Source organism: Pseudonocardia acidicola, from assembly GCF_012911935.1.
GTDB lineage: Bacteria > Actinomycetota > Actinomycetes > Mycobacteriales > Pseudonocardiaceae > Pseudonocardia > Pseudonocardia acidicola.
In genome coordinates this window covers 1-24,450 of the sequence record NZ_JAAXLA010000076.1, presented here as the reverse complement: position 1 = coordinate 24,450, position 24,450 = coordinate 1, and the positions used below count along the sequence as shown (strand labels likewise).

25 protein-coding genes and 1 pseudogene are annotated in these 24,450 nt (G+C 74.6%); 6 read left to right on the top strand and 20 right to left on the bottom strand.

Features of this window, described 5'->3' with window-relative positions:
* Positions 1 to 308 precede the first annotated feature (308 nt).
* The 7 genes from HF526_RS28345 to HF526_RS28315 all read right to left on the bottom strand — a co-directional run bounded on the left by HF526_RS28345 (position 309) and on the right by HF526_RS28315 (position 7,392).
* Positions 309 to 959, bottom strand: coding sequence for a DUF2461 domain-containing protein (locus HF526_RS28345; RefSeq protein WP_169384642.1), 651 nt, complete (start codon positions 957 to 959; stop codon positions 309 to 311).
* On the bottom strand, positions 956 to 1,966 hold the full coding sequence (gene lgt / locus HF526_RS28340) for a prolipoprotein diacylglyceryl transferase (protein WP_420821664.1): 1,011 nt from the start codon (positions 1,964 to 1,966) through the stop codon (positions 956 to 958). The genes HF526_RS28345 and lgt overlap by 4 nt, the downstream gene beginning before the upstream one ends.
* 163 nt (positions 1,967 to 2,129) lie before the next feature.
* Entirely contained in the window at positions 2,130 to 2,942 is an 813-nt protein-coding gene (trpA, locus tag HF526_RS28335) for a tryptophan synthase subunit alpha (RefSeq protein ID WP_169384640.1), read from the bottom strand.
* Positions 2,939 to 4,237 (bottom strand): tryptophan synthase subunit beta, encoded by a 1,299-nt coding sequence (gene trpB, locus HF526_RS28330; protein WP_169384639.1) that lies wholly within the window; start codon positions 4,235 to 4,237, stop codon positions 2,939 to 2,941. The genes trpA and trpB overlap by 4 nt, the downstream gene beginning before the upstream one ends.
* Positions 4,234 to 5,070 (bottom strand): indole-3-glycerol phosphate synthase TrpC, encoded by an 837-nt coding sequence (trpC, locus tag HF526_RS28325; protein ID WP_338051815.1) that lies wholly within the window; start codon positions 5,068 to 5,070, stop codon positions 4,234 to 4,236. Before trpC ends, trpB begins: the two co-directional genes overlap by 4 nt.
* A 49-nt stretch (positions 5,071 to 5,119) precedes the next feature.
* Positions 5,120 to 5,830: a Trp biosynthesis-associated membrane protein gene (locus HF526_RS28320; protein ID WP_169384637.1), complete on the bottom strand. Its 711-nt coding sequence runs from the start codon at positions 5,828 to 5,830 to the stop codon at positions 5,120 to 5,122.
* Complete coding sequence (locus tag HF526_RS28315) at positions 5,827 to 7,392, bottom strand: anthranilate synthase component I (RefSeq protein ID WP_169384636.1); 1,566 nt, start codon at positions 7,390 to 7,392, stop codon at positions 5,827 to 5,829. The genes HF526_RS28320 and HF526_RS28315 overlap by 4 nt, the downstream gene beginning before the upstream one ends.
* Positions 7,393 to 7,507: 115 nt before the next feature.
* Between HF526_RS28315 and HF526_RS28310 the strand changes: the two genes are divergently transcribed.
* Together HF526_RS28310 and HF526_RS28305 are read left to right on the top strand one after the other, a co-directional pair.
* Entirely contained in the window at positions 7,508 to 8,113 is a 606-nt protein-coding gene (locus tag HF526_RS28310) for a TetR/AcrR family transcriptional regulator (protein WP_169384635.1), read from the top strand.
* Positions 8,110 to 9,384: an outer membrane protein assembly factor BamB family protein gene (locus HF526_RS28305; protein WP_169384634.1), complete on the top strand. Its 1,275-nt coding sequence runs from the start codon at positions 8,110 to 8,112 to the stop codon at positions 9,382 to 9,384. The genes HF526_RS28310 and HF526_RS28305 overlap by 4 nt, the downstream gene beginning before the upstream one ends.
* On the opposite strand, the gene HF526_RS28300 is transcribed toward HF526_RS28305, so the two are convergent.
* From HF526_RS28300 to nadA, 12 genes are all read right to left on the bottom strand, one after another.
* Complete coding sequence (locus HF526_RS28300) at positions 9,359 to 10,015, bottom strand: response regulator (RefSeq protein WP_169384633.1); 657 nt, start codon at positions 10,013 to 10,015, stop codon at positions 9,359 to 9,361. The two genes, HF526_RS28305 and HF526_RS28300, sit on opposite strands and share 26 nt — an antisense overlap.
* A 61-nt stretch (positions 10,016 to 10,076) precedes the next feature.
* Positions 10,077 to 10,463, bottom strand: coding sequence for a phosphoribosyl-AMP cyclohydrolase (gene hisI / locus HF526_RS28295; protein WP_169384632.1), 387 nt, complete (start codon positions 10,461 to 10,463; stop codon positions 10,077 to 10,079).
* Entirely contained in the window at positions 10,460 to 11,230 is a 771-nt protein-coding gene (hisF, locus tag HF526_RS28290; protein WP_169384631.1) for an imidazole glycerol phosphate synthase subunit HisF, read from the bottom strand. Before hisF ends, hisI begins: the two co-directional genes overlap by 4 nt.
* A gap of 1 nt (position 11,231) precedes the next feature.
* Positions 11,232 to 11,999 (bottom strand): bifunctional 1-(5-phosphoribosyl)-5-((5-phosphoribosylamino)methylideneamino)imidazole-4-carboxamide isomerase/phosphoribosylanthranilate isomerase PriA, encoded by a 768-nt coding sequence (priA, locus tag HF526_RS28285; protein ID WP_169384630.1) that lies wholly within the window; start codon positions 11,997 to 11,999, stop codon positions 11,232 to 11,234.
* An 85-nt stretch (positions 12,000 to 12,084) separates the two neighbouring features.
* Positions 12,085 to 12,720: an imidazole glycerol phosphate synthase subunit HisH gene (hisH, locus tag HF526_RS28280; RefSeq protein ID WP_169384629.1), complete on the bottom strand. Its 636-nt coding sequence runs from the start codon at positions 12,718 to 12,720 to the stop codon at positions 12,085 to 12,087.
* A 437-nt stretch (positions 12,721 to 13,157) separates the two neighbouring features.
* Positions 13,158 to 14,444 (bottom strand): DUF4143 domain-containing protein, encoded by a 1,287-nt coding sequence (locus tag HF526_RS28275; protein ID WP_169384628.1) that lies wholly within the window; start codon positions 14,442 to 14,444, stop codon positions 13,158 to 13,160.
* A 71-nt stretch (positions 14,445 to 14,515) separates the two neighbouring features.
* Complete coding sequence (hisB, locus tag HF526_RS28270; RefSeq protein WP_169384627.1) at positions 14,516 to 15,115, bottom strand: imidazoleglycerol-phosphate dehydratase HisB; 600 nt, start codon at positions 15,113 to 15,115, stop codon at positions 14,516 to 14,518.
* A complete protein-coding gene (locus HF526_RS28265) occupies positions 15,112 to 16,257 on the bottom strand; it encodes a histidinol-phosphate transaminase (RefSeq protein ID WP_338051814.1) in 1,146 nt (381 codons plus the stop codon). The genes hisB and HF526_RS28265 overlap by 4 nt, the downstream gene beginning before the upstream one ends.
* A complete protein-coding gene (gene hisD, locus HF526_RS28260) occupies positions 16,254 to 17,573 on the bottom strand; it encodes a histidinol dehydrogenase (protein ID WP_169384626.1) in 1,320 nt (439 codons plus the stop codon). The genes HF526_RS28265 and hisD overlap by 4 nt, the downstream gene beginning before the upstream one ends.
* Positions 17,574 to 17,655: 82 nt before the next feature.
* Positions 17,656 to 18,507 carry a carboxylating nicotinate-nucleotide diphosphorylase gene (gene nadC / locus HF526_RS28255; protein ID WP_169384651.1) on the bottom strand — a complete coding sequence of 284 codons (852 nt, stop codon included), beginning with the start codon at positions 18,505 to 18,507 and terminating at the stop codon, positions 17,656 to 17,658.
* A 5-nt stretch (positions 18,508 to 18,512) separates the two neighbouring features.
* Entirely contained in the window at positions 18,513 to 20,120 is a 1,608-nt protein-coding gene (locus HF526_RS28250; protein ID WP_239029258.1) for an L-aspartate oxidase, read from the bottom strand.
* Between the two features lie 11 nt (positions 20,121 to 20,131).
* Positions 20,132 to 21,142 carry a quinolinate synthase NadA gene (gene nadA / locus HF526_RS28245; RefSeq protein WP_169384624.1) on the bottom strand — a complete coding sequence of 337 codons (1,011 nt, stop codon included), beginning with the start codon at positions 21,140 to 21,142 and terminating at the stop codon, positions 20,132 to 20,134.
* A gap of 183 nt (positions 21,143 to 21,325) precedes the next feature.
* Between nadA and HF526_RS28240 the strand changes: the two genes are divergently transcribed.
* The 4 genes and pseudogenes from HF526_RS28240 to HF526_RS28225 all read left to right on the top strand — a co-directional run bounded on the left by HF526_RS28240 (position 21,326) and on the right by HF526_RS28225 (position 23,756).
* A complete protein-coding gene (locus tag HF526_RS28240) occupies positions 21,326 to 22,048 on the top strand; it encodes an NUDIX hydrolase (RefSeq protein ID WP_169384623.1) in 723 nt (240 codons plus the stop codon).
* A gap of 5 nt (positions 22,049 to 22,053) precedes the next feature.
* Positions 22,054 to 22,734 carry an LON peptidase substrate-binding domain-containing protein gene (locus tag HF526_RS28235; protein WP_169384622.1) on the top strand — a complete coding sequence of 227 codons (681 nt, stop codon included), beginning with the start codon at positions 22,054 to 22,056 and terminating at the stop codon, positions 22,732 to 22,734.
* A gap of 305 nt (positions 22,735 to 23,039) precedes the next feature.
* Positions 23,040 to 23,518 (top strand): annotated as a pseudogene (locus tag HF526_RS35820) (MDR/zinc-dependent alcohol dehydrogenase-like family protein); the annotation flags it as partial.
* Positions 23,519 to 23,537: 19 nt separating this feature from the next.
* Positions 23,538 to 23,756 carry a hypothetical protein gene (locus HF526_RS28225; RefSeq protein WP_169384620.1) on the top strand — a complete coding sequence of 73 codons (219 nt, stop codon included), beginning with the start codon at positions 23,538 to 23,540 and terminating at the stop codon, positions 23,754 to 23,756.
* Positions 23,757 to 23,879: 123 nt separating this feature from the next.
* Here the strand turns inward: HF526_RS28225 and HF526_RS28220 are convergent, their stop codons facing one another.
* Positions 23,880 to 24,422, bottom strand: a complete 543-nt coding sequence (locus HF526_RS28220; protein WP_420821665.1) for a type II toxin-antitoxin system PemK/MazF family toxin — start codon at positions 24,420 to 24,422, stop codon at positions 23,880 to 23,882.
* Positions 24,423 to 24,450: the final 28 nt, after the last annotated feature.

The window sequence follows — 24,450 nt, the reverse complement described above, 5'->3', positions numbered from 1 at the left end:
GGATTCTGTTCATTCCCGCGTCCGGAGTGCCGAGTGCACCATCCGGTCTCGACAAGCTCGTCCACCCGGGTTTGTTCGCGGCGCTGGCGTGGTCCGGCCGGCCGGCCGGGCTGCCGCCGCGGCCGCTCGTGGCCGGGCTCGTGGCCGGGCTCGTGGCCTACGCCGCGGGCTCCGAACTGCTGCGGGCCGCACTACCGATCGGGCGCAGTGGGGACCTGCTCGACGCGCTCGTCGACGTCGCCGCAGCCGCCCTCGGCCGGGGGGGTCCTGGCCCTCACCCGCCGCCGGGCGGGCCCGTGACCGCGCCGCTAGCGCCGGGGTTGCTCGCCGGGCCCGACGTGGTCGGCCAGCCACTCGGCCAGCGGCCGGGCCGCCCGCCAGGTCGTGGCGACCCGGTTCAGGCAGCCGGGCTCGTGCAGCACGTCGTCCGGCGCCCAGCGCCGCCACATGTACAGCGCGCGGTGGCGCAGCAGCTCCAGCCGCGGGTGCTCCGGATCGACGCCCCGCGGCCGGCTCTTCAGCTTCTCCCCGCCGACGGTGAGCCCGGCCTTCTCGACGGCGGCGAGTCGTGCGACCAGGTCCTCGCCGCGCCGGTCGTCGGCCACGGCGGTGCGGTAGCGGGCGACCTGATCCGGGGCCATCCGGTAGTAGCCGGCCGCGGCCAGCAGGCCCTCCGCGGACAGCTCGACGTAGAACGGCGCCGCGTACCCGCCGCAATGGGTCTTGTAGGGCGTCTTGTCGTGCGAGAAACGGATGTCGCGGTACGGGCGGAACACCTTCCCCGGCCCGAATTCGGCCTCCAGCGCGGCCAGCAGCGCCAGCATCGGCGCCCGCACGTCCCGCTCGTAGACCGGCTTCTGATCGGCCCAGTAGGCCTTCGTGTTGTCGGCCACCAGCCCGTCGTAGAACTCGACGGCGCCGTCGCCGAAGCCGGTGAAGACCGTCGTCCCGGCGGTCATGACGTGCGGTCGGGCGCGGCGCCGGAGACCGCCTCGTCCTCACCGACGTCGGCCGCCGCCGGTTCCTCGGCGGCGCCGGACGGGGTGCCGGACGCGGTCTGCGACGGGGTCTCGGACGGCTGCTCCGCCGGGCGGGCGATCTCCTCCCGCGGCTTGCGCACGAACGCCACGTACGCCACCGCGCCCACGAACACGACCGCGGAGACGACCACGTTGATCCGGATGTCGCCGAACACCCGGGTCGCGGGGTCGGAACGCATCAGCTCGATGAAGAACCGGCCCAGCGTGTAGCCCGCGACGTAGAGCGCGAACACGCGGCCGTGCCCGAGCCGCAGGCGCCGGTCGGCCCACACGATGAACGCGGCGACGAGCAGGTTCCAGATCAGCTCGTAGAGGAACGTCGGGTGCACGATCGCGATCGGGGTCGAATCCATGGCGACCCCGCCCAGCGGATCGGGCAGCCCGGTGCTCGGGTCGACCCGGTTGTAGATCTCCAGGCCCCACGGCAGCGTGGTCGGGCCGCCGAAGAGTTCCTGGTTGAAGTAGTTGCCCAGCCGCCCGATGGCCTGCGCGACCACGATCCCGGGCGCCACGGCGTCGGCGAAGAAGGGCAGCGGCACGCCGCGGCGGCGGCACCCGATCCAGGCGCCCACCGCGCCGAGCGCGACCGCGCCCCAGATACCCAGGCCGCCCTGCCAGATCTTCAGCGCGTCGAGGGGGACGCCACCCGGGCCGAAGTAGGTCTTCCAGTCGGTGGCGACGTGGTAGAGCCGCCCGCCGACCAGACCGAACGGCACCGCGAACACCGCGACGTCGGTGACCGTCCCCGGTTCGCCGCCCCGGGCGGTGAACCGCTTCTCGCCCCAGATCACGGCGACGACGATGCCGGCGATGATGCACAGCGCGTAGGCCCGGATCGGGATCGGACCGATGTGCCAGACGCCGCGGTCCGGGCTCGGGATGTAGGCCAGCAGAGCGGTGGTGACGGCGGGGCTCACGGCGCCCACGGTAGCGCTCCGATCAGGCACGTCGGCGGTGGCCCGCGGCGGACGCCGTCACAGGGCGGCCGCCGCGGAGCCGCGACGATGATCATCGGGTGGGCGCCGGGACCGCGCGGGACGCGGCGGACGCCGCCGCAACGGCGGTCATCCCGGCGCCCCGGCTCTCGGCTCAGGCCGGCTGCGGCGCTCCCGCAGGCCGCCCGGCCCGGCGCACTCCGTCGGCCAGCTCGGCGGCCAGGGCGCGCACCCCCTCCCGGCCGCCGTCCTCGGCCGCGGTCACGAACGCCGACCCGACGATGACGCCGTCGGCGAACGAGGCCACCTCGGCCGCCTGGTCACCCGAGCGCACCCCCAGCCCGACACCGATGGGCAGCGACGTGTGCGGCCGGCAACGGGCCACGATCTGCGGCGCGACCGAGGCCACGGTGTCCCGGGCCCCGGTCACCCCCATGATGGAGGTCGCGTAGAGGAACCCGCTGCTCGCCGCCGCGGTGGAGGCGATCCGCGCCTCGGTCGACGACGGCGCGACCAGGAAGATCCGGTCCAGGTCGTGCGCGGTGGAGGCGGACAGCCACTCGTCGGCCTCGTCCGGGATGAGGTCCGGTGTGATCACCCCGAGCCCGCCGGCCGACGCCAGGTCACGGGCGAACGCGTCGACACCGTAGCGCAGCACCGGGTTGAAGTAGGTCATCACCACGGCCCGGCCACCGGCCGCAGTGACCCGCTCCACCGCGGAGAGCACGTCGCGGATCCGGGTGCCGCCGCGCAGCGCGGTCTCGGCGGCCGCCTGGATCGTCGGGCCGTCCATCACCGGGTCCGAGTACGGGATGCCGACCTCGAGCAGGTCACAGCCGCCCTCGACCAGTGCGTTCAGCAGGTCCACCGAGCCGTCGAGCGTCGGGTAGCCCGCGGGCAGGTAGCCGATCAGGGCGCCCCGGTCCTCCGCCCGGCAGCGCTCGAACACCGCATCCACGCCGCTCACGCGCGTCCCCCCTCGGCGATGGCAGTCCCGTCCGCGTCCTCGACGCTCCGCCCCTCGGCCACCATTCCGAACCACTTCGCCGCGGTGTCGACATCCTTGTCGCCGCGCCCGGACAGGTTCACCAGCACCACGCCGTCGGGCCCGAGCTCGCGGCCCAGCCGCAGCGCGCCGGCGATCGCGTGCGCGGACTCGATCGCCGGGATGATGCCCTCGGTACGGGACAGCAGCGCGAACGCGTCCATCGCCTCGGCGTCGGTGACCGGCTGGTATTCGGCGCGGCCGATGTCCTTGAGCAGCGCGTGCTCCGGCCCGACGCCCGGGTAGTCCAGCCCCGCGGAGATCGAGTACGACTCCAGTGTCTGCCCGTCGTCGTCCTGCAGCAGATAGGACATCGCGCCGTGCAGCGCGCCCGGGGACCCCTCGGTCAGGGTCGCGCCGTGCCGGCCGGTCTCGACGCCGTCCCCGCCGGGCTCGAACCCGACGAGCCGGACACCGGGGTCGTCGAGGAACGCATGGAAGATCCCGATCGCGTTCGAACCGCCGCCGACGCACGCCGCAACGGCGTCGGGCAGCCGCCCGGTGCGCTCCAGCACCTGCTCGCGGGCCTCCAGGCCGATGACGCGGTGGAAGTCGCGGACCATCACCGGGAACGGGTGCGGCCCGGCCACCGTGCCGAGCAGGTAGTGCGTCTCGTCGACGTTGGCCACCCAGTCGCGCAGCGCCTCGTTGATCGCGTCCTTCAGCGTCCGGGACCCGGTCTTGACCGGGATCACCTCGGCGCCGAGCAGCCGCATCCGGGCGACGTTGAGCGCCTGGCGCCGGGTGTCGACCTCGCCCATGTAGATGACGCAGTCCAGACCCAGCAGCGCACACGCGGTCGCGGTGGCGACGCCGTGCTGGCCGGCGCCGGTCTCGGCGATGACCCGGGACTTGCCCATCCGCTTGGTGAGCAACGCCTGACCGAGCACGTTGTTGATCTTGTGCGAGCCGGTGTGGTTGAGGTCTTCACGCTTGAGCAGGATGCGCGCTCCGCCCGCGTGCTCGCCGAGCTTCGGGACGTCGGTCAGCGGCGAGGGCCGGCCGGAGTAGTCCCGCTGCAGCCGGTCGAGCTCGGCGAGGAACTCGGGATCGGAGCGCGCCTTGTCGTACCCCGCCTGCAACTCGTCCAGGGCCGCGACCAGCGCCTCCGGGACGAAGCGCCCCCCGTACCGCCCGAAATGACCGCGCTCGTCGGGCTCGTGCCCCGACGGTCGGGCGATCCCGTCGCTGGCCTTCACCCCGCTGGTAGTGCTCACCGGACCATTCTGGAGCACGACGGGTGGAAGCCGGCGGCCACCAGGCTCCGAACGGCGGACTGGGGATCCCCGCTGGTCACCAGGCCCTCCCCGACCAGCACCGCGTCGGCACCCCAGCCGGCGTAGGTGAGCAGATCACCGGGGCCGCGGACGCCGGACTCGGCGACCCGCAGCACGTCGTTGGGCAGGCCCGGGGCGATCTGCCCGAAGATCGACCGGTTCACCTCGAGGGTGTGCAGGTTGCGGGCGTTGACCCCGATCAGCCCGGCGCCGGCCTCGAGCGCGCGGTCGGCCTCCTCCTCGGTGTGCACCTCGACCAGCGCGGTCATCCCCAGCGACTCCACCCGGTCGAGCAGCGCGACCAGCACGTTCTGCTCCAGGGCGGCGACGATCAGCAGCACCAGGTCGGCGCCGTGCGCGCGGGCCTCGTGCACCTGGTACGGGCTGACGATGAAGTCCTTGCGCAGGATCGGGATGTCCACCGCCGCCCGGACCGCGTCGAGATCGGCCAGCGAACCGTGGAACCGGCGCTGCTCGGTGAGCACACTGATCACCCGCGCGCCGCCCTCGGCGTAGGACGCGGCCAGCTCGGCCGGGTCGCTGATGGTCGCGAGGTCACCCTTGGACGGGCTCCGCCGCTTGACCTCGGCGATCACCCCGATCCCGGGTGCCCGCAGCGTGGCCATCACATCGTGCGGCGGGGCCGCCTTCGCCGCCCGCCGCTTGATCTCGTCGAAGTCGACCGCGGCCTCGCGGACGGCGAGATCCTCCCGGACTCCGTCCACGATGGAGTCGAGGACACTCGGTCCGGTCTGTTTCGTGCGCTCGCCCACGGGGCTGACTCCCCTTCCGGGTTCGGGCCTACCAGGCGTTCGATCCATGCTAGACACGCTTGGTCGGCGACTCGCCGCCAGGCCTGATGTCGGGCCGGGCCGCGCCGTCCGTCGCGTCGCCGGCACCGTCGGTGTCGTCGGTGTCGTCGGTGTCGTCGGTGTCGTCCACGGTCGGATCCCGACCCGCGTCCAGTTCCTGCCACGCCGCCCGGTCCGGGTCGACGGCCGGCCGGCGGGCCCCCGGCGCCGCGTACCGGCCGCCGAGCCGGGGCAGGCCACGTTCACCCGCCAGCAGCGCCGCACCCGCGGCCAGCAGCAGCACAGTACCCACCACCCCGAGCCACGGTGCGAGGGTCACCCCCACCGGGGCCTGCGGCAGCGTCGCCGTCGGGTCGGACCCGAGCGAGACGTGCAGCAGCGCGACCAGCTCCTCGACCGACGGCGGGCCGGCCACCTCGGCGACGACGGCCACGCCCGTCCCGATCGCCGCGGCCAGGAGCAGCACTCCGAGCACCCGGCGGGCGACACCGGACACCGCAACCGCGGCCGCCACCGCGGCGAGGGCGAGCAGCGCGACACCGGACAGCGCCGGCACCAGGTCACCACCGGTCGCCGCCAGGGCCACCGTCCCCCGCGTCGGCGTGGTCACCGTCGCGGAGAACCAGGTGAGCCGGGACGAGCCCCACAGCGCCAACGCGGCGGCGGCCAGTCCGACGCAGATCAGCAGCAGGCGGCGGCGCCCGTTCCCGGCGGTGCTCACGGCATCGCCGGTGAGGTCAGCGTCCCCGCGGTCGCCACCGCCGACAGCACCGCCCGGGCCTTGTTCAGGCACTCGGTGTCCTCGGCGACCGGATCGGAGTCGGCCACGATCCCGCCGCCGGCCTGCACGTACGCCGTCCCGTCACGGACCAGGGCGGTGCGGATGGCGATCGCGGTGTCGGCGTCACCGGCGAAGTCGAGGTAGCCGACGATGCCGCCGTAGAGCCCGCGCCGGGTCGGCTCCAGCTCCTCGATGATCTCCATCGCACGCACCTTCGGCGCCCCGGACAGCGTCCCGGCCGGGAAGCAGGCCAGCACGGCGTCGAAGGCGTTGCGGTCGGCCCGCAGCGTGCCGGTGACCGTGGAGACCAGATGCATGACGTGGCTGTAGCGCTCCACGGAGAAGAAGTTGTGCACCTTCACCGTGCCCGGCTCGCACACCCGGCCCAGATCGTTACGGCCCAGGTCGACGAGCATCACGTGCTCGGCGCGCTCCTTCTCGTCGGTGCGCAGGTCCTTCTCCAGGAGGACGTCCTCCTCCTCGGTCGCCCCGCGCCACCGGGTGCCGGCGATCGGGTGCGTGGTGGCCTGCCCGTCGCGCACCGTGACCAGCGCCTCCGGGCTGGACCCGACGATCGCGAACGGCGCACCGCCGCTCGCGTCCTCCAGGTGCAGCAGGTACATGTACGGGCTCGGGTTCGTCGTCCGCAGCACCCGGTAGACGTCCAGCGGGTCGGCCGCGCACTCCATCTCGAACCGCTGCGAGACGACGACCTGGAAGGCCTCCCCGGCCCGGATCTGCTCCTTGGCCACCTCGACGGCGGCGTGGTGCTCGGCCGGGCTGCGCCGGCGCAGGAAGTCCGGCTCGGCCGGGGAGTACACCGCGACCGTCGACGGGGCCGGCGCCCGGAGCTGCTCGGTCATCCGGTCCAGCCGGGCCACCGCGTCGTCGTAGGCCTCGTCGACGCGGTCGTCGGAGGCGTCCCAGTTGATCGCATTGGCGATCAGCGTGATCGTGCCCTCGTGGTGGTCGAGCGCGGCCAGGTCGGCGGCCAGCAGCATCACCAGTTCGGGCAGCGCCAGGTCGTCGGTGGTCGAGACCGGCAGCCGCTCGAGCCGGCGCACCACGTCGTAGCCGAGGTAGCCGACCATCCCGCCGGTCAGCGGCGGCAGCCCGGGCAGCGGCTCGCTGCGCAGCTCCTCGATCACCGTGCGCAGCGCCGCCAGCGGGTCGCCCTCGGACGGCATCCCGACCGGCACCTCGCCGGTCCAGCGCAGCTTCCCGTCGACCGCGGTCAGCGCCGCGGCGCTGCGCGCCCCGACGAACGACCATCGTGACCAGGACCGTCCGTTCTCCGCGGACTCGAACAGGAACGTGCCGGGCCGGGAACCGGCCAGCTTGCGATAGACCCCGATCGGGCTCTCGTCGTCGGCGAGCAGTTTCCGGGCCACCGGGATCACCCGGTGCGCAACGGCCAGCTCGCGGAACTCCTCGCGGCTGGGGGTGATCGAACCCAGGGCCCCGGTGGAGGGGCCGCCGGTCGGAACCGTACTGACGGACATCTCGCCATTGTCGCAACGTCGTCCAGTGCCTCCCCCACCCCCACCAGGCGGTTCCGGTTGCGCCGAAGAGACGCCCGGGCGGACCGCCCTCCGCCGGGGCGGGGAAGATGACCGGGTGGACGAACCCCGATCGGCGACGCGCCGCCGCGGACGGCGCCCGGCCGGCGAGGACACCCGCGGCGCGCTGCTGGCCGCGGCCCGGGTGGAGTTCGCCGAGCGCGGCTTCGAGGGCGCGACCGTCCGGCGGATCGCGGACCGGGCCGGGGTGGACGCCGCGATGGTCAACCACTGGTTCGGCGGCAAGGAGCAGTTGTTCACCGCCGCGCTGGAGCTGCCGATCGACCCGGACGCGCTGCTCGCGCAGGTGCTGCCCGGCGACCCGGAGGAGCTCGGCGCCCGCATCGTGCGCACCTTCGTCGAAGTCTGGGACGCCACCGGCGGGGGCGCGATGGTCGCCCTGATCCGCAGCATCGCCGGGCACGAGGAGGCGGCCCGGATGATGCGTGAGTTCGTCAGCCGGGTGATCATCGGCCGGGTCGTGGAGGTCGTCGCCCCCGACCGGCCAGAACTGCGCGCGGCCCTGTGCGGCTCGCAGATCATCGGCCTCGGCGTGATCCGCTTCGTGGTCCGGGTGGAACCGCTCGCGTCCGCCGACACGGAGACCGTCGTCGCGACGATCGCGCCCACCCTGCAGCGCTACCTCACCGGCGAGCTCGGGTGAGCGAGCCGGTCCCCGGCCGCCGGCGCCCCGCCGCGGTGGCCCTCGTCCTGGTCGTCGCCATGATCATGGTGTTGGTGGCGGCGGTGGTGGGCTACCGGCTGCTCGGCGGCTGCGCGAGCGGATCCGACCCGGGCACCGCCACCGCCCCCGCCGATCCGCCCGGCGCCGCCGACCGCGCCACCGCCGCCGCCGTCACCGCGGCCGGGCTGCCGGTGACGCCGCTGTGGAGCACCGGCGGCTCCGGCCCGGGTGCCGCCACCATCGGCGCGAGCGCGGACACCGTGTTCACGCTGCACCCCGGCGGCGCCGGCTCGGACGACTCGCTGCTGCGCGCACACGACCCGGCCACCGGGGCCGTGCGCTGGCAGCGCACCGCACCTGTGATCGGCGGCTCCGCGACGGTCCTCGCGCAGGAGGGGGTCGCCGTGGTCACCGGCGGGACCCGCGGCGGCCGCGGGGAGGTCGCCGGGTTCCGGGAGACCAACGGCGAGCTGCTCTGGTGCCTGCAGCTGTCGGTGGAGTCCCCCGGCCTGGTCGACCTGCTGGGCGACGGCTCCGACACCGTGGTCCTAGTCGAGCGCGGCGCCGGCACCGCCACCGTGACCACGCTGGGCACCCGGGACGGCCGGCAGCGCTGGCGCACCCAGGTCCCGTCGACCGGGAACGGCGCCCCCGTGCTGGCCCCCGGCGACGGCGGCGTCGTCGCGCTGCCCGGCGCCGGCGACTCGCGCGTCGTCGCACTCGATCTCGCCACCGGCGCCCAGCGCTGGGAGCACGACGACCCCGGGCACCCGCAACCGCTGCTCGGCGCGCCGGGCCGGGTCGTGGCCCGCACCGACAGCGGCGCCGCCGGGCTGACCGCGGCCGACGGGACCGACGCGTGGGCGCCGCTGCCCGGCGCGGGCCCGGGCGCGCCGCGTTTCGCCTGGGTGGACGGCGGCCTCGCCGTGCTCGGCCGGCCGGGGTCGGGCCTGCTCGCCCGGCGGCTGTCCGACGGCGCCGTCGTCTGGCAGCTGGGCTGGCGTGACCTGGGCGTCGCGCCGGCTGCCGGAGCGCCCCCGACGGCCGCGGCGGGCGGGCGGCGGGTGGTCGCCGACGGCACCGCGGTGCTGGTGCTCGACCCGGCCACCGGCGCCGCCGGGGTGGGCACCGGCGGCCAGGCGCTCGACGCGCTCGCCGCGGACCCGGGCGGCACCCTGCTCGTGGCCCGTGCCGGCGACCGGGTGGCCGCGTTCCGGCCGCAGGTCAGACCGGGCGGTGCGGGTCGATGAACCCCGACTCGTAGGCGGTCAGGACGGCCTGCGGGCGGTCCCGCGCACCCACCTTGACCAGCACGTCACCGACGTGGGTCTGCACCGTCTCCAGGCCCAGCATCAGCTCGGCGGCCATCTCGGCGTTGGACAGTCCACGGGCCATCAACCGCAGGATGGCGGCCTCCCGCTCGGTCAGCCCGGCGCCGCGCAGGCCGTCCCCGCCGCACCGGCCGCGGGTGGCGACCAGGTCGCGGACCGCGGCCGGGAACAGCAGCGACTCCCCCGCCGCGACGGTCCGCACCGCCCGCACGATCTCCACGGGACGGGCCCGCTTGAGCAGGAACCCCGCCGCACCGGCCCGCAGCGCGTCGTAGACGCGGCTGTCGTTGCCGAAGGTGGTGAGGATCAGCACCCGCGGCGGGTGATCCGAGGCCAGCACGTGCCGGGTCGCGGCGACGGGGCCCACCGCGGGCATCCCCATCAGCAGCACGTCCGGGCGCAACCGGCGGACCAGGCCGAGGACCTGCGCGCCGTCGCCGGCCTCCCCGACGACGGTGATGCCGGCCTCCGCGTCGAGGATCGCGCGCAGACCGGCGCGGACGAACTCCTCATCCTCCACCACCAGGACCCCGATCGCGGCCGAACCCACCCGGGGATCATCGCGCGACCGTCGCCAAACCCCGGCCACGACGCGCTGACGCGCCCGTGTGCTAGGGCAGAACGCCGGTGTCGAAGCAGGTGCGGGTGCCGGTGTGGCAGGCCGGGCCCTCCTGGTCGACGATGACGAGCAGGGCGTCGCCGTCGCAGTCCAGCCGCACCTCGTGCACGTGCTGCACGTGCCCGGACGTGTCGCCCTTGACCCAGTACTCCTCGCGGCTGCGCGACCAGTACGTCGCCCGGCCGGTGGTCAGGGTGCGGTGCAGGGCCTCGTCGTCCATCCACGCGACCATCAGCACCTCGCCGGTGCCGCGCTGCTGCGCCACCGCGCAGACCAGGCCGTCGGCGTTGCGCTTGAGCCGGGCGGCGATCGCCGGGTCGAGCTCGGAGACCTCGACCCGCGCGCTCCGCCCCGACCGTTCGCTCGCGAGCTCACTCATCGGACCTCCACGTCGCCGGCCCGCAGGGCGTCCTTGACCTCACCGATCCGCAGTGCCCCGAAGTGGAACACGCTGGCGGCGAGGACCGCGTCGGCGCCGGCCCGGACCGCGGGCACGAAGTCCTCCACCTTCCCGGCGCCGCCGCTGGCGATCACCGGGACGTCCACCACGGCCCGCACCTGGCGGATCATCTCGAGGTCGAACCCGGCCCGGGTGCCGTCGGCGTCCATCGAGTTCAGCAGGATCTCGCCGACCCCGAGCTCCTGGCCGCGTGCGGCCCACTCGACGGCGTCGATCCCGGTGCCCTGCCGGCCGCCGTGCGTGGTCACCTCGAAACCCGACGGGGTGGGCGCGCCGTCGCGGACCCGGCGGGCGTCGACCGACAGCACGATGCACTGCGCCCCGAACCGGCGCGCGGCCTCGTGCAGCAGTTCCGGGCGGGCGATCGCGGCGGTGTTGATGCTGACCTTGTCCGCGCCCGCACGCAGCAACCGGTCGATGTCGTCGGTGGTACGGATGCCGCCGCCGACGGTGAGCGGGATGAACACCTGCTCGGCGGTACGGCGCACCACGTCGAACATCGTCTCGCGGCCGCCCGACGACGCGGTGACGTCGAGGAAGGTCAGCTCGTCGGCACCCTCGTGGTCGTAGACGGCGGCCATCTCCACCGGGTCACCGGCGTCGCGCAGATCAGCGAAGTTGACGCCCTTGACGACCCGGCCGGCGTCGACGTCCAGACACGGGATGACTCGGACCGCGACCCCCATGTCAGCCGGCCGCCCGGCCCGACGCCGACACGGCCCGCACCGCCGAGAGCGCCTCGGGGAGGGTGAAGCGGCGGGCGTAGAGCGCCTTGCCGACGATCGAGCCCTCGATGTTGACGCCGCTCGCCGCGAGCTCGGCCAGCGCGACCAGGTCGGACACCTCGGCGATCCCGCCGGAGGCGATCACCGGGGCGGGCGTCGCGTCGGCGACGTCGCGCAGCAGATCGGTGTTCGGGCCGCGCAGGGTGCCGTCCTTGCTGACGTCGGTGACGACGTAGCGGGCGCAGCCGTCGCGGTCGAGGCGGTCCAGGGTCTCCCACAGATCGCCGCCGTCGGTGGTCCAGCCGCGGGCGGCCAGCCGGTGGCCCTGCTCGGTGATCCGGACGTCGAGCCCGACGGCGATCCGGTCGCCGTGCTCGGCCACGGCGCGGGCGCACCACTCGGGGTTCTCCAGCGCCGCGGTGCCGAGGTTGACCCGCGCGCAGCCGGTGGACAGCGCCCGCTTCAGCGACGCGTCGTCGCGGATGCCGCCGGACAGCTCCACGGCGACGTCCAGCTTCCCGACGACCCCGGCGAGCAGCTCGGCGTTGGAGCCGCGGCCGAACGCGGCGTCGAGGTCGACCAGGTGGACCCATTCGGCGCCGTCGCGCTGCCAGGCCAGCGCGGCCTCGAGGGGGTCGCCGTAACCGGTCTCGGTGCCGGCCTCGCCCTGAACGAGCCGGACGGCCTGACCATCGGCGACATCGACCGCCGGCAGCAACGTGAAACTCACGCGCCGCAGCCTACCGAGCGCGACGCTGCGCAGCGCCGCCACGGGGTGGCGGTGTCCGAAGGGTCACCCGCCACGCGGCGTGCTCTCAGCCGACCACGTCGCGCAGCCAGTTCTGCAGCACCGTCGCACCGGCGTCGCCGGACTTCTCGGGGTGGAACTGGGTCGCCGACAGCGCGCCGTTCTCCACCGCCGCGACGAAGTCCTCCCCGTGGTGGGCCCAGGTCACCAGCGGCGGGCGCAGCACGGCGGACTCCTCCATCTCCCAGCGGCGCACGCCGAAGGAGTGCACGAAGTAGAACCGGGTGTCCGCGTCGAGCCCGGCGAACAGGGTCGAGCCGCGCGCCGCCCGGACGGTGTTCCACCCCATGTGCGGCAGCACGTCGGCCTTGAGCCGCTCCACCGTCCCGGGCCACTGCGCGCAACCCTCGGTGCGCTCACCCCACTCGACGCCGAGCTCGAACAGGATCTGCATACCGACGCAGATGCCCAGGACGGGGCGGCCGCCGGCGAGACGCCGTTCGATGATCCGGGGGCCGTCCACCGAGGCGAGCCCGGCCATGCAGGCCGCGAACGCGCCCACCCCGGGCACGACCAGCCCGTCGGCCTCCATCGCGGCGGCCGCGTCGGCGGTCACCGTGACATCGGCGCCGACGCGGCGCAGGGCCCGTTCCGCGGAGCGCAGGTTGCCCGATCCGTAGTCCAGCACGACGATCCGCGACACATCGTCAGGATAGTCATACCTTCGGACCTGACCGGCGAGCCGCGTCCTGCCCGAACGGGTCACCTCGGTCACTGTCCACGCCGGCTCAGGCCGCGACCCGTTCCAGCCGCCGGGCCGGGTCGGGCGCAGTACGGTACCGGACGCCGACGCGACCCGGTGGGCGTCCCGGCGGCCACGATCCGCCCGCCCTCGCTGCCGGCCCCGGGCCACAGGCAGGTCGCGAGATCGGAGCGCGGTGTGCGGCCGATCGGCCGCTGGCCGACCCGCACCATGCGGTCGATCCGCTCGAGCCCCTCGGCGACCACCGGCCCGGCGGCTGCCTCCGCGACCATGGGTCCACCCTGCGCCGCGGGTCCACCCCGCGCCGCCGGACCGCGGGACCACGTCCTCCCCGGAGGTGGAACTCGGCGCCCGGGCAGCGATCTCGCAGGCGCCCCTCACGGACCCAGCAGCGCGGCGGGGACGACGGCGACCCCGTCCGGGCGGCGGTAGGCCTCCGGGCCGGTGGTCACCACCACCGCGTCGAGCAGGTCGGGGCCCAGGACGCCGGCCAGCCACCGCAGGTGCCGGACATCGGCGTCGTCGACCGTCGCCCCGAGCTTGACCTCGACGGCGACGATCCGATGGTCCGCCCGCTCCACGATCAGGTCGATCTCGCGCTCGCCGCCCTTGGTCCGCAGATGCCGCACCGTGGCCTCTGCCGCCTGCGCCTGCACCCGCACACCGAGCGTGACCAGCGACTCGAACAGCTTGCCCAGCAACGGGCCGTCCCGCGGGACCGGCGGACCCAGCGGGTCGGCCTGCAGCAGGGCGTCGACGTCGGCGCCGAGCAGCCGGGCGGCCAGCGCCGGGTCCGCAAGATGGTGTTTGGGAGGTGCGGCGAGCCGCGCGAGGTGGTTGCGGGTCGGCAGCCAGGCCGGGACCGGATCGAGGATCCACAACCGCTCCAGCACGTGGCGGTACGGGATGACGGTGGACCGGGCCGGCACCTGGCCGTCGCCGCCGGTCGCGGCGTCGCGGATGGTCTCGAACGACGCCGTGGTCGCGGTCGCCGCGGCGTAGGCGGTCATCCACCGGCGCAGCCCGGCCGGGTTGCGCAGCGGCCGGTCCTGCTCGGGGAAGTCGCGCTCGACGATCCGGTCGAGGTAGCCGTCGAGCTGGGCGCGCCGGGCGCGCCCGGAGGCTCCGCGCAGCCCCGGCAGGCCCGAGGCGACGATCTCCTGCGCGTAGTCGGCGAGCCCGAGCGGCGACGCCCCCGACACCGGTGGGCGACGGCCGCCGAGCAGCTCGGCCAGGCTCACCGCCGGGGTGACCAGCCCACGCTCGGCGAGCGTCAACGGGCGCATCCGCAGGGTGACGATCCGGCCGGCGCCGGAGTGCGTGGGCTGTTCGAGCGGCGCCGCGGAACCGGTGAGCAGGAACCGGCCCCCGCGCGGGCCGTCGGCCGGGCCGTCGTCGACGGCGCGGCGCACCACGTCCCAGGCCTGCGGCAGCCGCTGCCACTCGTCGACGAGGATCGGCGGCGCCCCGGTGGTGAGCCTGCCGGGTTCGGCGGCGAGCACCGCGAGCTGCGCGGCGTCGTCCAGGCGGTGCACCGTGGCGGCCCGGCGCGAGGCCGTGGCGGTCTTGCCCACACCCTTCGGGCCGTCCAGCGCGATTGCCGGAAGGTCGGGTAGCAGCACGTCCAGCTCGTCGTCGACGAGCCGGCGCAGGTAGCCCGGCACGGCTCCTTACGCTACAGCTGATCGCCCTCTTACGCTACAAATGGTCGGGCTTCTGCGCTACAGATCGACGGTCAGAGCGTGCCCTTGGTCGACGCGATCCCGGTGATCCGGGTGTCCGGCTCGGTGGCCGCCCGCAGCGCCCGGGCCACGGCCTTGAACTCGGCCTCGGTGATGTGGTGCGGATCCCGGCCGTCCAGCACCCGCACGTGCAGCGCGAGGTGGCCGTGGAAGGCCAGCGACTCGAAGACGTGCCGGTTGAGCACCGTCGGGTAGTGCCCGCCGACGACGAAGCCGTGCATCACCTCGGGCTCGCCGGTGTGCACGGTGTAGGGCCGCCCGGACACGTCGACGACGGCGTGGGCGAGCGCCTCGTCCATCGGGATCCAGGCGTCGCCGAAGCGGCGGATGCCCTTCTTGTCCCCGAGCGCCTGGCGCAGCGCCTGGCCGAGCACGATCGCGACGTCCTCGACGGTGTGGTGCGCGTCGAGCTCGACGTCGCCCTCCGCGCGGACGGTCAGGTCGAACGCCCCGTGCTTGCCCAGCGCGTCGAGCATGTGGTCGAAGAACGGGACCCCCGTCGCGATCTCGGTCGTGCCGGTGCCGTCCAGGTCGATCTCGACCAGGACCTTCGACTCCTTGGTGACCCGCTCGACGCGGCCGATCCGACTCACTGCGCTACCTCCGTGGCGAGCTGTGTCGACGCCAGATCCGCTGCCACCTGCAGGAACGCGTCGTTCTCCTCGGGCGTGCCGACCGTGACCCGCAGCCGCTCCGGGATGCCCACGTCGCGGATCAGCACCCCGCGGTCCAGGAACGCCCGCCAGGCGGCGGGCGCGTCGGCGAAGCGGCCGAAAAGCACGAAGTTGGCGTCGCTGGGCACCACGTCGTAGCCGGCCGCGACCAGCTCCGACACCACCCGGTCCCGCTCGGCGCGCAGCACCGCGACCGAGCCGAGCGTCGCGTCGGCATGCCGCAGCGACGCGCGCGCGGCGGCCTGGGTGAGCGCCGAGAGGTGGTAGGGCAGCCGGACCAGCTGCAGCGCGTCGACCACGGCGGGGGCGGCGGCGAGGTAGCCCAGCCGGCCGCCGGCGAACGCGAACGCCTTGCTCATGGTGCGGGACACGATCAGCTTGTGCCCGTGGGTGCCGAGCAGGGTGATCGCGCTGGGCCGGTCGGAGAACTCGGCGTAGGCCTCGTCGACGATCACCATGCCGGGCGCGGCGTCGATCAGCCGGGCCAGCTCGGCCGGATCCAGGGATTGCCCGGTCGGATTGTTCGGGCTGGTCAGGAAGGTCAGGTCGGGCGCCCGCTCGGCCAGCAGCGCGGCCGCGGCGTCGACGTCGACGGAGAAGTCGGCGCGGCGCGGCGCGGGCAGCCACTCGGTGCGGGTGCCCGCGGCGATGATCGGATGCATCGAGTACGACGGCTCGAAGCCGACGGCCAGCCGGCCCGGACCGCCGAACGCCTGCATGATCTGCTGCAGGATCTCGTTCGAGCCGTTGGCCGCCCACACGTTGGCCGTGGCCAGGGTGACGCCGGTGTCGGCGGTGAGGTATGCGGCCAGGTCCGCGCGCAGCGCGACGGCGTCCCGGTCCGGGTAGCGGTGCAGGTCGGCGGCGGCCTCCCGGGCCGCCGCGGTGACATCCGCGACCAGCTCGGGCGGCGGCGGGTACGGGTTCTCGTTGGTGTTCAGCCGCACCGCGACGTCGAGCTGCGGCGCGCCGTAGGGGCTCTTGCCCCGCAGGTCCTCGCGCAGCGGGAGCGCGTCGAGCGTGACGCCGGACCCGACCACGGTCTGCTCGACGGCGGTCACTGGGCGAACCTCGCCGTGACGGCGGCCCCGTGGGCCGGCAGATCCTCCGCGGTGGCCAGCGTGACGACCTGGCCGGCCACGTCGCGCAGTGCCTGTTCGGTGTACTCGACGAGGTGCACGCCGCGCAGGAACGTCTGCACCGACAGCCCGCCGGAATGCCGGGCGCAGCCACCGGTGGGCAGCACGTGGTTGGAACCGGCGCAGTAGTCGCCGAGCGAGACCGGCGCCCACGGGCCGATGAAGATCGCCCCGGCGTTGCGGACCCGCAGGGCCACCTCGCGGGCGTTCTCGGTCTGGATCTCCAGGTGTTCGGCGGCGTAGGCGTCGACCACGGCGACCCCGTCGTCGAGGTTCCCGACGAGGATGATGCCCGACTGCGGGCCGCACAGCGCGGTGCGGATCCGCTCGACGTGCTTGGTCGCGCCGAGCTGGCGCTCGAGCTCGGCGTCGACCGCGCCGGCGAGCTCCGGCGAGGTCGTGACCAGCACCGACGCCGCGTTCGGGTCGTGCTCGGCCTGCGAGATCAGGTCCGCGGCGACGTGCACCGGGTCGGCCGTGTGGTCGGCCAGCACCGCGATCTCGGTGGGGCCGGCCTCGGAGTCGATCCCGATCAGCCCCCGTAGCAGCCGCTTGGCCGCGGTCAGGTAGATGTTGCCCGGCCCGGTGACGATGTCGACGGGCTCGAGCTCCCCGCCGCCGGTGTCCGTGCCGCCGTAGGCGAGCAGCGCGACGGCCTGCGCGCCGCCTGCGGCCCATACCTCGTCGACGCCGAGCAGCGCGGCGGCGGCCAGGATGGTCGGGTGCGGCAGCCCGCCGTGCTCGGCCTGCGGCGGCGACACGACGACCAGCGACTCGACGCCCGCGGCCTGCGCCGGGACGACGTTCATCACGACCGACGACGGGTAGACCGCGAGCCCGCCCGGGGCGTACAGCCCGACCCGGCGGACCGGCACGAACCGCTCGGTGACCGTGCCACCCGGGACGACCTGGGTGGTGATGTCGGTGCGGCGCTGGTCGGCGTGCACCGCGCGGGCCCGCTCGATGGAGGTCTCCAGCGCCTGGCGGACGGCCGGGTCGAGCGCGGCCAGCGCCCCGGCGAGCGTCTCCTGCGGGACCCGGACCGACGCCGGACGGACCCGGTCGAACCGCTCCGCGTACTCCAGCACCGCCTCGACGCCGCGCTCCCGGACCGCGTCGACGATGGGGCGCACCTGATGCAGCACCGCGTCGACGTCAACCTCGGCGCGCGGCAGCGCGGCCCGCAGCGCGGCGGGACTGGGCAGTCCGGTGGGACGCAGATCGGTGCGGCGGAGCATGGTCCTCATGCTAATTGCCTCGCTGCGCGAGGCTCGTGCGCGGTAATAGTCGCTGGAACAGCGTTATCCGCGCACGAGCGCGCTAGCGCAGATCCAGGCCGAGGTCGAGGGCGGTCACCGAGTGGGTGAGCGCGCCGACCGCGAGGTAGTCCACCCCGGTCTCGGCGTAGTCGCGCGCGTTCTCCAGCACCAGCCCGCCGGAGGACTCCAGCAGCGTCGCGGACTCCCCGCGCCGCCGGACGGCCTCCCCGGTCTCGGCCACGGAGAAGTTGTCCAGCAGCACGAGCTCCGCGTTCAGCGCGAGCACCTCGTCGAGCTGGGACAGCGAGTCGACCTCCACCTCGCACGGCAGCGTCGGCGCGAGCGCCCGGGCCGCGGCGAGCGCGGCACCGACCGATCCGGCGGCGGCCACGTGGTTGTCCTTGATCAGCACGGCGTCGCCCAGGCCCATCCGGTGGTTCACCCCGCCCCCGCAGCGCACCGCGTACTTCTCCAGCAGCCGCAGCCCCGGCAGGGTCTTGCGGGTGTCGCGGATCGCCGCCCGGGTCCCGGCGACGGCGTCGACCCAGGCCCGGGTGGCGGTGGCCACCCCGGACAGGTGGCACAGCAGGTTGAGCGCGGTCCGCTCGGCGGTGAGCAGGCCGCGGACCGGGGCCCGCACGACGAGCGCGGGCTGCCCCGCGACCAGCCGGTCGCCGTCCGCGGCGCAGGACAGCACCTCGTAACCGTCCGTCCCGAGCACGGTGTCGAGCACGACGCGGGCGGCCGGCAGCCCGGCGAGCACACCGTCGCGGCGCGGGGTGAACTCCCCCACCGCGACCGCGTCGGCCGGCACGGTCGCCGTCGTCGTGGCGTCCGGGCCGTAGCGCAGGTCCTCGGCCAGCGCGGTGTCGACGACGCGGCGCAGGTCGTCGAGGTCCGGGCCGGTGAGCAGCCCGGTCACGCGGCACCGGCCGCGGCCAGCTCGGAACGCACCGCAGGCGCGCCCGAGGAATCGAGCCCGACGACCAGGCTGGCGCGTTGCCACCGGTCGTCGCGCTCGGGGAAGTCGGTGCGCACGTGGCAGCCGCGGCTCTCGGTGCGGGTCCCAGCCGCGACGAGCACCGCCTGGGCCAGCAGCGTCAGCGCGGCGTCCTCCACCCCGGCCCGGTCGATCGGGGCACCGAGCAGGGTCGCGGCCTCCACCGCATCGGACGCGGCGGCGAGCCCGGCCCCGTCGCGGCCGATCCCGGCGCCGGTGGTCATCGCGCGCTGCACGGTCCACCGGTCGGCGATGCCCGCGACGGCCGGCAGGACCCGGCCCGGACCACCCATCGGACGGGGGCCGGCCAGGTCGGCGGCGACCGCGCGGGCCGCCCGGGCCCCGACCACGAGACCCTCGAGCAGGCTGTTGGAGGCGAGCCGGTTGGCGCCGTGCAATCCGCTGCGGGCGACCTCTCCCGCGGCGTAGAGGCCGGGGACGGCCGTCCGGCCGTCGACGTCGGCGACGACCCCGCCGCACGAGTAGTGGGCCGCGGGCGTCACCGGGATCGGCTCCCGGGTCGGGTCCACCCCCGCTGCCCGGCAGGCGGCGTACACGGTCGGGAACCGGGCCGCGAAACCGTCGAGGCCGGTGGCGTCCAGCCACACGCACTCGGCGCCGGTCTCGGCGAGCCGCCGGGTGATCGCGGCTGCGACGACGTCGCGCGGGGCCAGCTCGGCCTGCGGGTGCACGCCGAGCATGAACCGGCGCCCGGCCCGGTCGAGCAGCAGCGCACCTTCGCCGCGGACCGCCTCGGTGACCAGCGGGCGCCGCCCGCTCGCTCCAGGGGTGTGGAGCACGGTCGGGTGGAACTGGACGAACTCCAGGTCGGCGGCGGTGGCCCCGGCGCGCAGCGCCAGCGCGATCCCGTCGCCGGTCGCGGTCTGCGGGTTGGTGGTGCTGGCGAACAGCTGGCCGTAGCCGCCGCTGGCCAGCACGACCGCCGACGCGTGCAGCACACCCGAGCGACCGAGGTCGTCGAGCACGGCGAGGCCGGTGACCCGGCCGTGGTCGTCGCGCAGCGCGTCGACCGCGACGTGCCCGGTGAGCAGCGGCAGCCCCTGCCCGGCCGCGGTGGCGACCAGGGTTCGCTCGACCTCGGCGCCGGTCGCGTCACCGCCCGCGTGCACGACCCGGAACGCGGAGTGCCCGCCCTCCCGGGTGCGCGCGAGCCTGCCGGAGTCCGGGTCGGGGTCGAAGATCGCCCCCCGCGCCTGCAGCCGGCGCACAGCGGACGGTCCCTCGGCGATGATCGTCGCGACGGCCGCGGCGTCGTTCAACCCGCCGCCGGCGGCGAGCGTGTCGGCCACGTGCGCCTCGAGGCTGTCGCCGGGCACGTCGCCCACGACGACGGCGACGCCGCCCTGGGCCCAGCGGGTGCAGCCGGCGTCGGCCACGTCCTTGGTCACGACGACGACGCGCAGGCCGGCCTCGGCGGCGTCGAGCGCAGCGGTCAGCCCAGTGACCCCGCTGCCCACGACCACGACGTCGGCGGCGGCCTCCCAGCCGCTCGCGGGTGCGGGCATCGATGCGGCGCTCATTCGCCGCCCCCCGGCTGCCCGATCTCGATCATTCGCTGTACCGCGGCCCGGCCGCGCGCGGCGAGCTCGGGGGCGACGTGCACCTCGTCGGTGCCGTTACGCAGCGATCGGAGCAGCGCCTCCGGAGTGATCATCTTCATGTACTTGCAGGACGCCCGGTCGTTCACCGCACGGAAGTCGACCTCGGGGGCGGCCCGGCGCAACTGGTGCAGCATCCCGACCTCGGTCGCGACCAGCACGGATCTGGCGCGGGTCCGCCGGGCGGCGTCGAGCATCCCGCCGGTGGAGAGGATCTTGACCCGGTCCGCGGGCACCGCGCCGGCCCCGGCGAGGTAGAGCGCCGAGGTGGCGCAGCCGCACTCGGGGTGCACGAACAGCTCGGCGTCGGGGTCCGCCTCGGCCTTCGCGGTGAGCTCGGCACCGTTGATGCCGGCGTGCACGTGGCACTCCCCCGCCCAGACGTGCATGTTCTCCCGGCCGGTGACCCGGCGGACGTGCGCGCCGAGGAACTGGTCGGGCAGGAACAGCACCTCACGGTCGGCCGGGATCGACTCGACGACCTCGACCGCGTTCGAGGACGTGCAGCAGATGTCGGTCTCGGCCTTCACCGCGGCGGTGGTGTTGACGTAGGAGACGACGACCGCGGCGGGGTGCTCGGCCTTCCAGGCGCGCAGCTCGTCGGCAGTGATCGAGTCGGCGAGCGAGCAGCCGGCCCGGGCGTCCGGGATGAGGACGGTCTTCTCCGGCGCCAGGATCTTGGCCGTCTCAGCCATGAAGTGGACACCGCAGAACACGATGGTGTCGGCGTCCACATCGGCGGCGATGCGGGACAGCGCCAGCGAGTCCCCGACGTGGTCGGCCACGTCCTGGATCGCCGGCAACTGGTAGTTGTGCGCCAGCACGACGGCGTTACGGCGCTGCGCCAGAGCACGGACCTCATCGGCCCACGCTGCGTCCGGCGCCTGTTCGACCGGCGCAACCACCGGAAGAACCTCGGACAGGCTCATGGCTGGACCTCCATCCATGTTTTCGACTATGAATCGAAAACGACCCTGATGGTAGCAGCCCCCGGACGTACCCGGCACCGTCGACGTGACCCGTAACTCACACCTCATTAACCCGGCCGACCCGCGACGTTCACCCCCCGTGCTGGCCCGGACACCGGTCGCGGCCAGGCCTACGATTCGGGCATGCCCGGCCGTGCCGACCCGGAACGCCCCCGTGCGACGGGCCACGAGGTGCTTGCCGCCGTGCTGCAGATCAGGAACGGGTGCCTGCAGGTGCTCCTCTGGCAGCGCGCCCGTGACCCGGACGCAGGGAAATGGGCGCTGCCCGGCGGGCGGCTGCGCGACGACGAGGACGTCGAGGCGTCGGTGCGCCGCCAGCTCGCCGAGAAGGTCGACGTCCGCGACGTCACCCACGTCGAGCAGATCGCCGTGTTCAGCGATCCGGACCGGGTGCCGGGCGATCGACTGGTCGCGACCGCGTTCCTCGGCCTGGTCCCCTCCGACGTCGACCCCGCCATCCCGGCCGACACCGCCTGGCAACCGCTCGCGAAGCTGCCGCCGACGGCGTTCGACCACGCCGAGATCGTCGCCGCGGCGCAGGACCGGCTTCGGGCGAAGCTGTCCTACACCAACCTCGGGTTCGCCCTCGCCCCCGCCGAGTTCACGATCTCCGCGCTGCGCGAGCTCTACGCCGCCGCACTGGGCCATCCCGTCTCCGCGACCAACCTGCAGCGGGTGCTCACCCGGCGCGCCGTGCTCGAGCCGACCGGGGAGGTCGCGCCGCCGGGACCGGCCGGCGGGCGCCCGGCCGCGCTGTTCCGTTTCGCCGATCGCTCCCTGCGGGTGACCGATGCGTCCGCGGTGCTGCGGCCGCCGGGCGAGCCGAGTCGAACCGTCGTAACGTAGTCGCCGTGGCCGCGACCCTTCCCCTTTTCCCCCTGGGCACGGTCTTGATGCCCGGCGCGTCGCTGCCGCTGCACGTCTTCGAGCCGCGCTACCGGCAGCTGACCGTCGATCTGGTCACGGGCGCGGTGCCGGAGAAGCAGTTCGGGGTCGTCGCCGTCCGCGAGGGCTGGGCTCCCGACGAGCACGGCATCGCCGGGGTACACACCGTCGGCTGCACGGCCGAGCTGCTCGACGTCCGGCGGCTGCCCGACGGCCGCTTCGACATCGTGACCCGGGGCGCGCGCCGGTTCCGGCTGCTGGAACTCGACGACGAGTCCAAGCCGTACCTGATGGGCACCGTCGAGTTCCTGCCCGACGAACCGGTCGGCACGACCGCCGAGGACACGACCCGGATGCTGACGGCCGCGGCGCGGGCCGCGCACCGGCGCTACTGCTCCACCGCCTGGAAGAACGACGACTGGTCCGAGCCGGAGCAGGACGTCGCGCCCGACACGCTGGCCCACGTGCTGGCCGCCGACTGCCTTCTCCCGATGGGTGATCGGCAGAAGCTGCTCGAGCAGACCTGCCCGACCCAGCGGCTGAAGATGGTCCGGGCGCTGATGGCCCGCGAGACCGGCCTGCTCGCCCACCTGCGCGCCGTGCCTGCCCCGATCACGACGTTCGCCGTGGAGCACAGCTTCAACTGACCCCGCGAGTCGGCGTATTTTCGCGCGCGAGTCGCCACTTTCCGGCGTCCGGGTCGGCGTTTTCCGGCGTGCGAGTCGGCATTTCTCGGCGAACCTGTGGCGTTGTTCCCGGCGCCGCGGCGTTGATCCTCACAGCGCGCCGGGCTGTACCAGCACGTCGAACGGGTAGGCCACCGGTGACGATCTCGATCCGAGGAGGCCCATGCGTGCAACCGTGATCCACGCCGCCGGCGACGTGCGAGTCGAGCAGGTCCCCGACCCCGTGCTGCGCGAGCCGACCGACGCGCTGATGGGATCACCCGTAGCAGGCCGACGGGACCCTGGTGAAGCTGCCGGTCGCCGCCGACGACGCGTTGATGCCGTCGCTGCTGACGCCGTCCGACGTGTTCAGCACCCGGCACCACGCCGCGCTCTCGGCCCGGGTCCGGGAGGGGTCCACGGTCGCAGTGATCGGGGACGGCGCCGTCGGCCTGTCCCGCGTGCTGGCGGCCCGGCGCCTGGGCGCCGAGCAGATCGTCCTGCTGGGTGGCACACCGAACGGACCGCCCTGGCGATCACCCGCCCCGGAGGCACCGTCGGCCGGGTCGGCGTGCCGCAGTACGAACAGGTGCCGTTCGGCCGCCCGATGTTCATGTCCACCATCGCCGTCACCGGCGGGGTGGCCCCGGCCCGGGCCTACATCGAGGAGTTGCTTCCGGACGTGCTGGAGGGGCGCATCGAGCCGGGCCGGGTCGTCGACCGGACCGTGGACCTCGACGGCGTACCCGACGGCTACCGCGCGATGCCGGCCGCCGCCGCCACGGGTGGCTGGTCGCCGCGGCCCCGTCCGGCCCGGGCACCATGGCCGCCCCGCCCGCACCCCCACCTGGATCCGGCCCGCGGCGGCGGCGCTGTCGGTGGTCACCGTGCTGCTCGCCGTCGTCACCGCGGTCCGGATCGGCGATTCCGGCGCCCGCGCCGCCTGGGGTGGCATGCAGTACGTCCAACAGGCTCCACCGCACCGCCCGGGCGCCGGCGACTGATCGAGGAGCGCCCGTTGCACCGTCCTTCGTCGTGGGAGGCGCTGGGGGTGTCGCCCACCGAGGGACGGTGGGACGGGACGCTCGGGCCTGCAGGACGAGCAGATCGCCCGGTTCGGCGAGCGGTCAGCGCCAGCCGTACCGGGTGCGCAACTCCTGGGCGACGCGGTCGAAACGGGAGCGGTCGAGCACCGCGCCCTCGCGCCGGATGTCGTGCTCGCCGACCTCCAGCACCCGGTCGAGCCGGATGAACGAGTCGCGGCCCTGACGGTCCCACGCGCCGGAGCCGATGCCGATCCAGCCCGGGTCGTCGGCCCGGTCGTGCTGGCTGGACAGCATCAGGCCGAGCAGGTCGCCCCCGCGCCTGCCGACGACCAGCAGCGGGCGGTCCTTGCCCTGGCTCGCGTCCTCCTCGTAGGGCACCCAGGCCCAGACGATCTCGCCCGGGTCGGCGGCGCCGTCGAGGTCGGGGGCGTACTCGATCGTCAGCGCCCGGTCGGCCGCGGGCGCGGTGCGCACGCCGCCGCGCGGCGCAGCGGGAGCAGGGTGCGCGGGCGCCGACGCAGCCGGGGGCGTGGAGCCGCGCTTGGTCGAGTCCGACAGCAGATCCAGCCCGATCGTGACGGCCTGTTTGAGCAGGTTCCCCCAATTCGCCATGCGCGACAGCATGGCCGACCCGCCACCCTCCCCCGGCAGC

What these genes read in the sequence shown, in the direction of transcription:
- HF526_RS28345 (WP_169384642.1), bottom strand. Translation starts at nt 959, where the DNA reads ATGACCGCCGGGACGACGGTCTTCACCGGCTTCGGCGACGGCGCCGTC.
- HF526_RS28315 (WP_169384636.1), bottom strand. Translation starts at nt 7,392, where the DNA reads ATGTCCGTCAGTACGGTTCCGACCGGCGGCCCCTCCACCGGGGCCCTG.
- hisI (WP_169384632.1), bottom strand. Translation starts at nt 10,463, where the DNA reads ATGAGTGAGCTCGCGAGCGAACGGTCGGGGCGGAGCGCGCGGGTCGAG.
- hisF (WP_169384631.1), bottom strand. Translation starts at nt 11,230, where the DNA reads ATGGGGGTCGCGGTCCGAGTCATCCCGTGTCTGGACGTCGACGCCGGC.
- hisD (WP_169384626.1), bottom strand. Translation starts at nt 17,573, where the DNA reads ATGCTCCGCCGCACCGATCTGCGTCCCACCGGACTGCCCAGTCCCGCC.
- HF526_RS28250 (WP_239029258.1), bottom strand. Translation starts at nt 20,120, where the DNA reads ATGCCCGCACCCGCGAGCGGCTGGGAGGCCGCCGCCGACGTCGTGGTC.
- nadA (WP_169384624.1), bottom strand. Translation starts at nt 21,142, where the DNA reads ATGAGCCTGTCCGAGGTTCTTCCGGTGGTTGCGCCGGTCGAACAGGCG.
- HF526_RS28240 (WP_169384623.1), top strand. Translation starts at nt 21,326, where the DNA reads ATGCCCGGCCGTGCCGACCCGGAACGCCCCCGTGCGACGGGCCACGAG.
- HF526_RS28220 (WP_420821665.1), bottom strand. Translation starts at nt 24,422, where the DNA reads ATGCTGTCGCGCATGGCGAATTGGGGGAACCTGCTCAAACAGGCCGTC.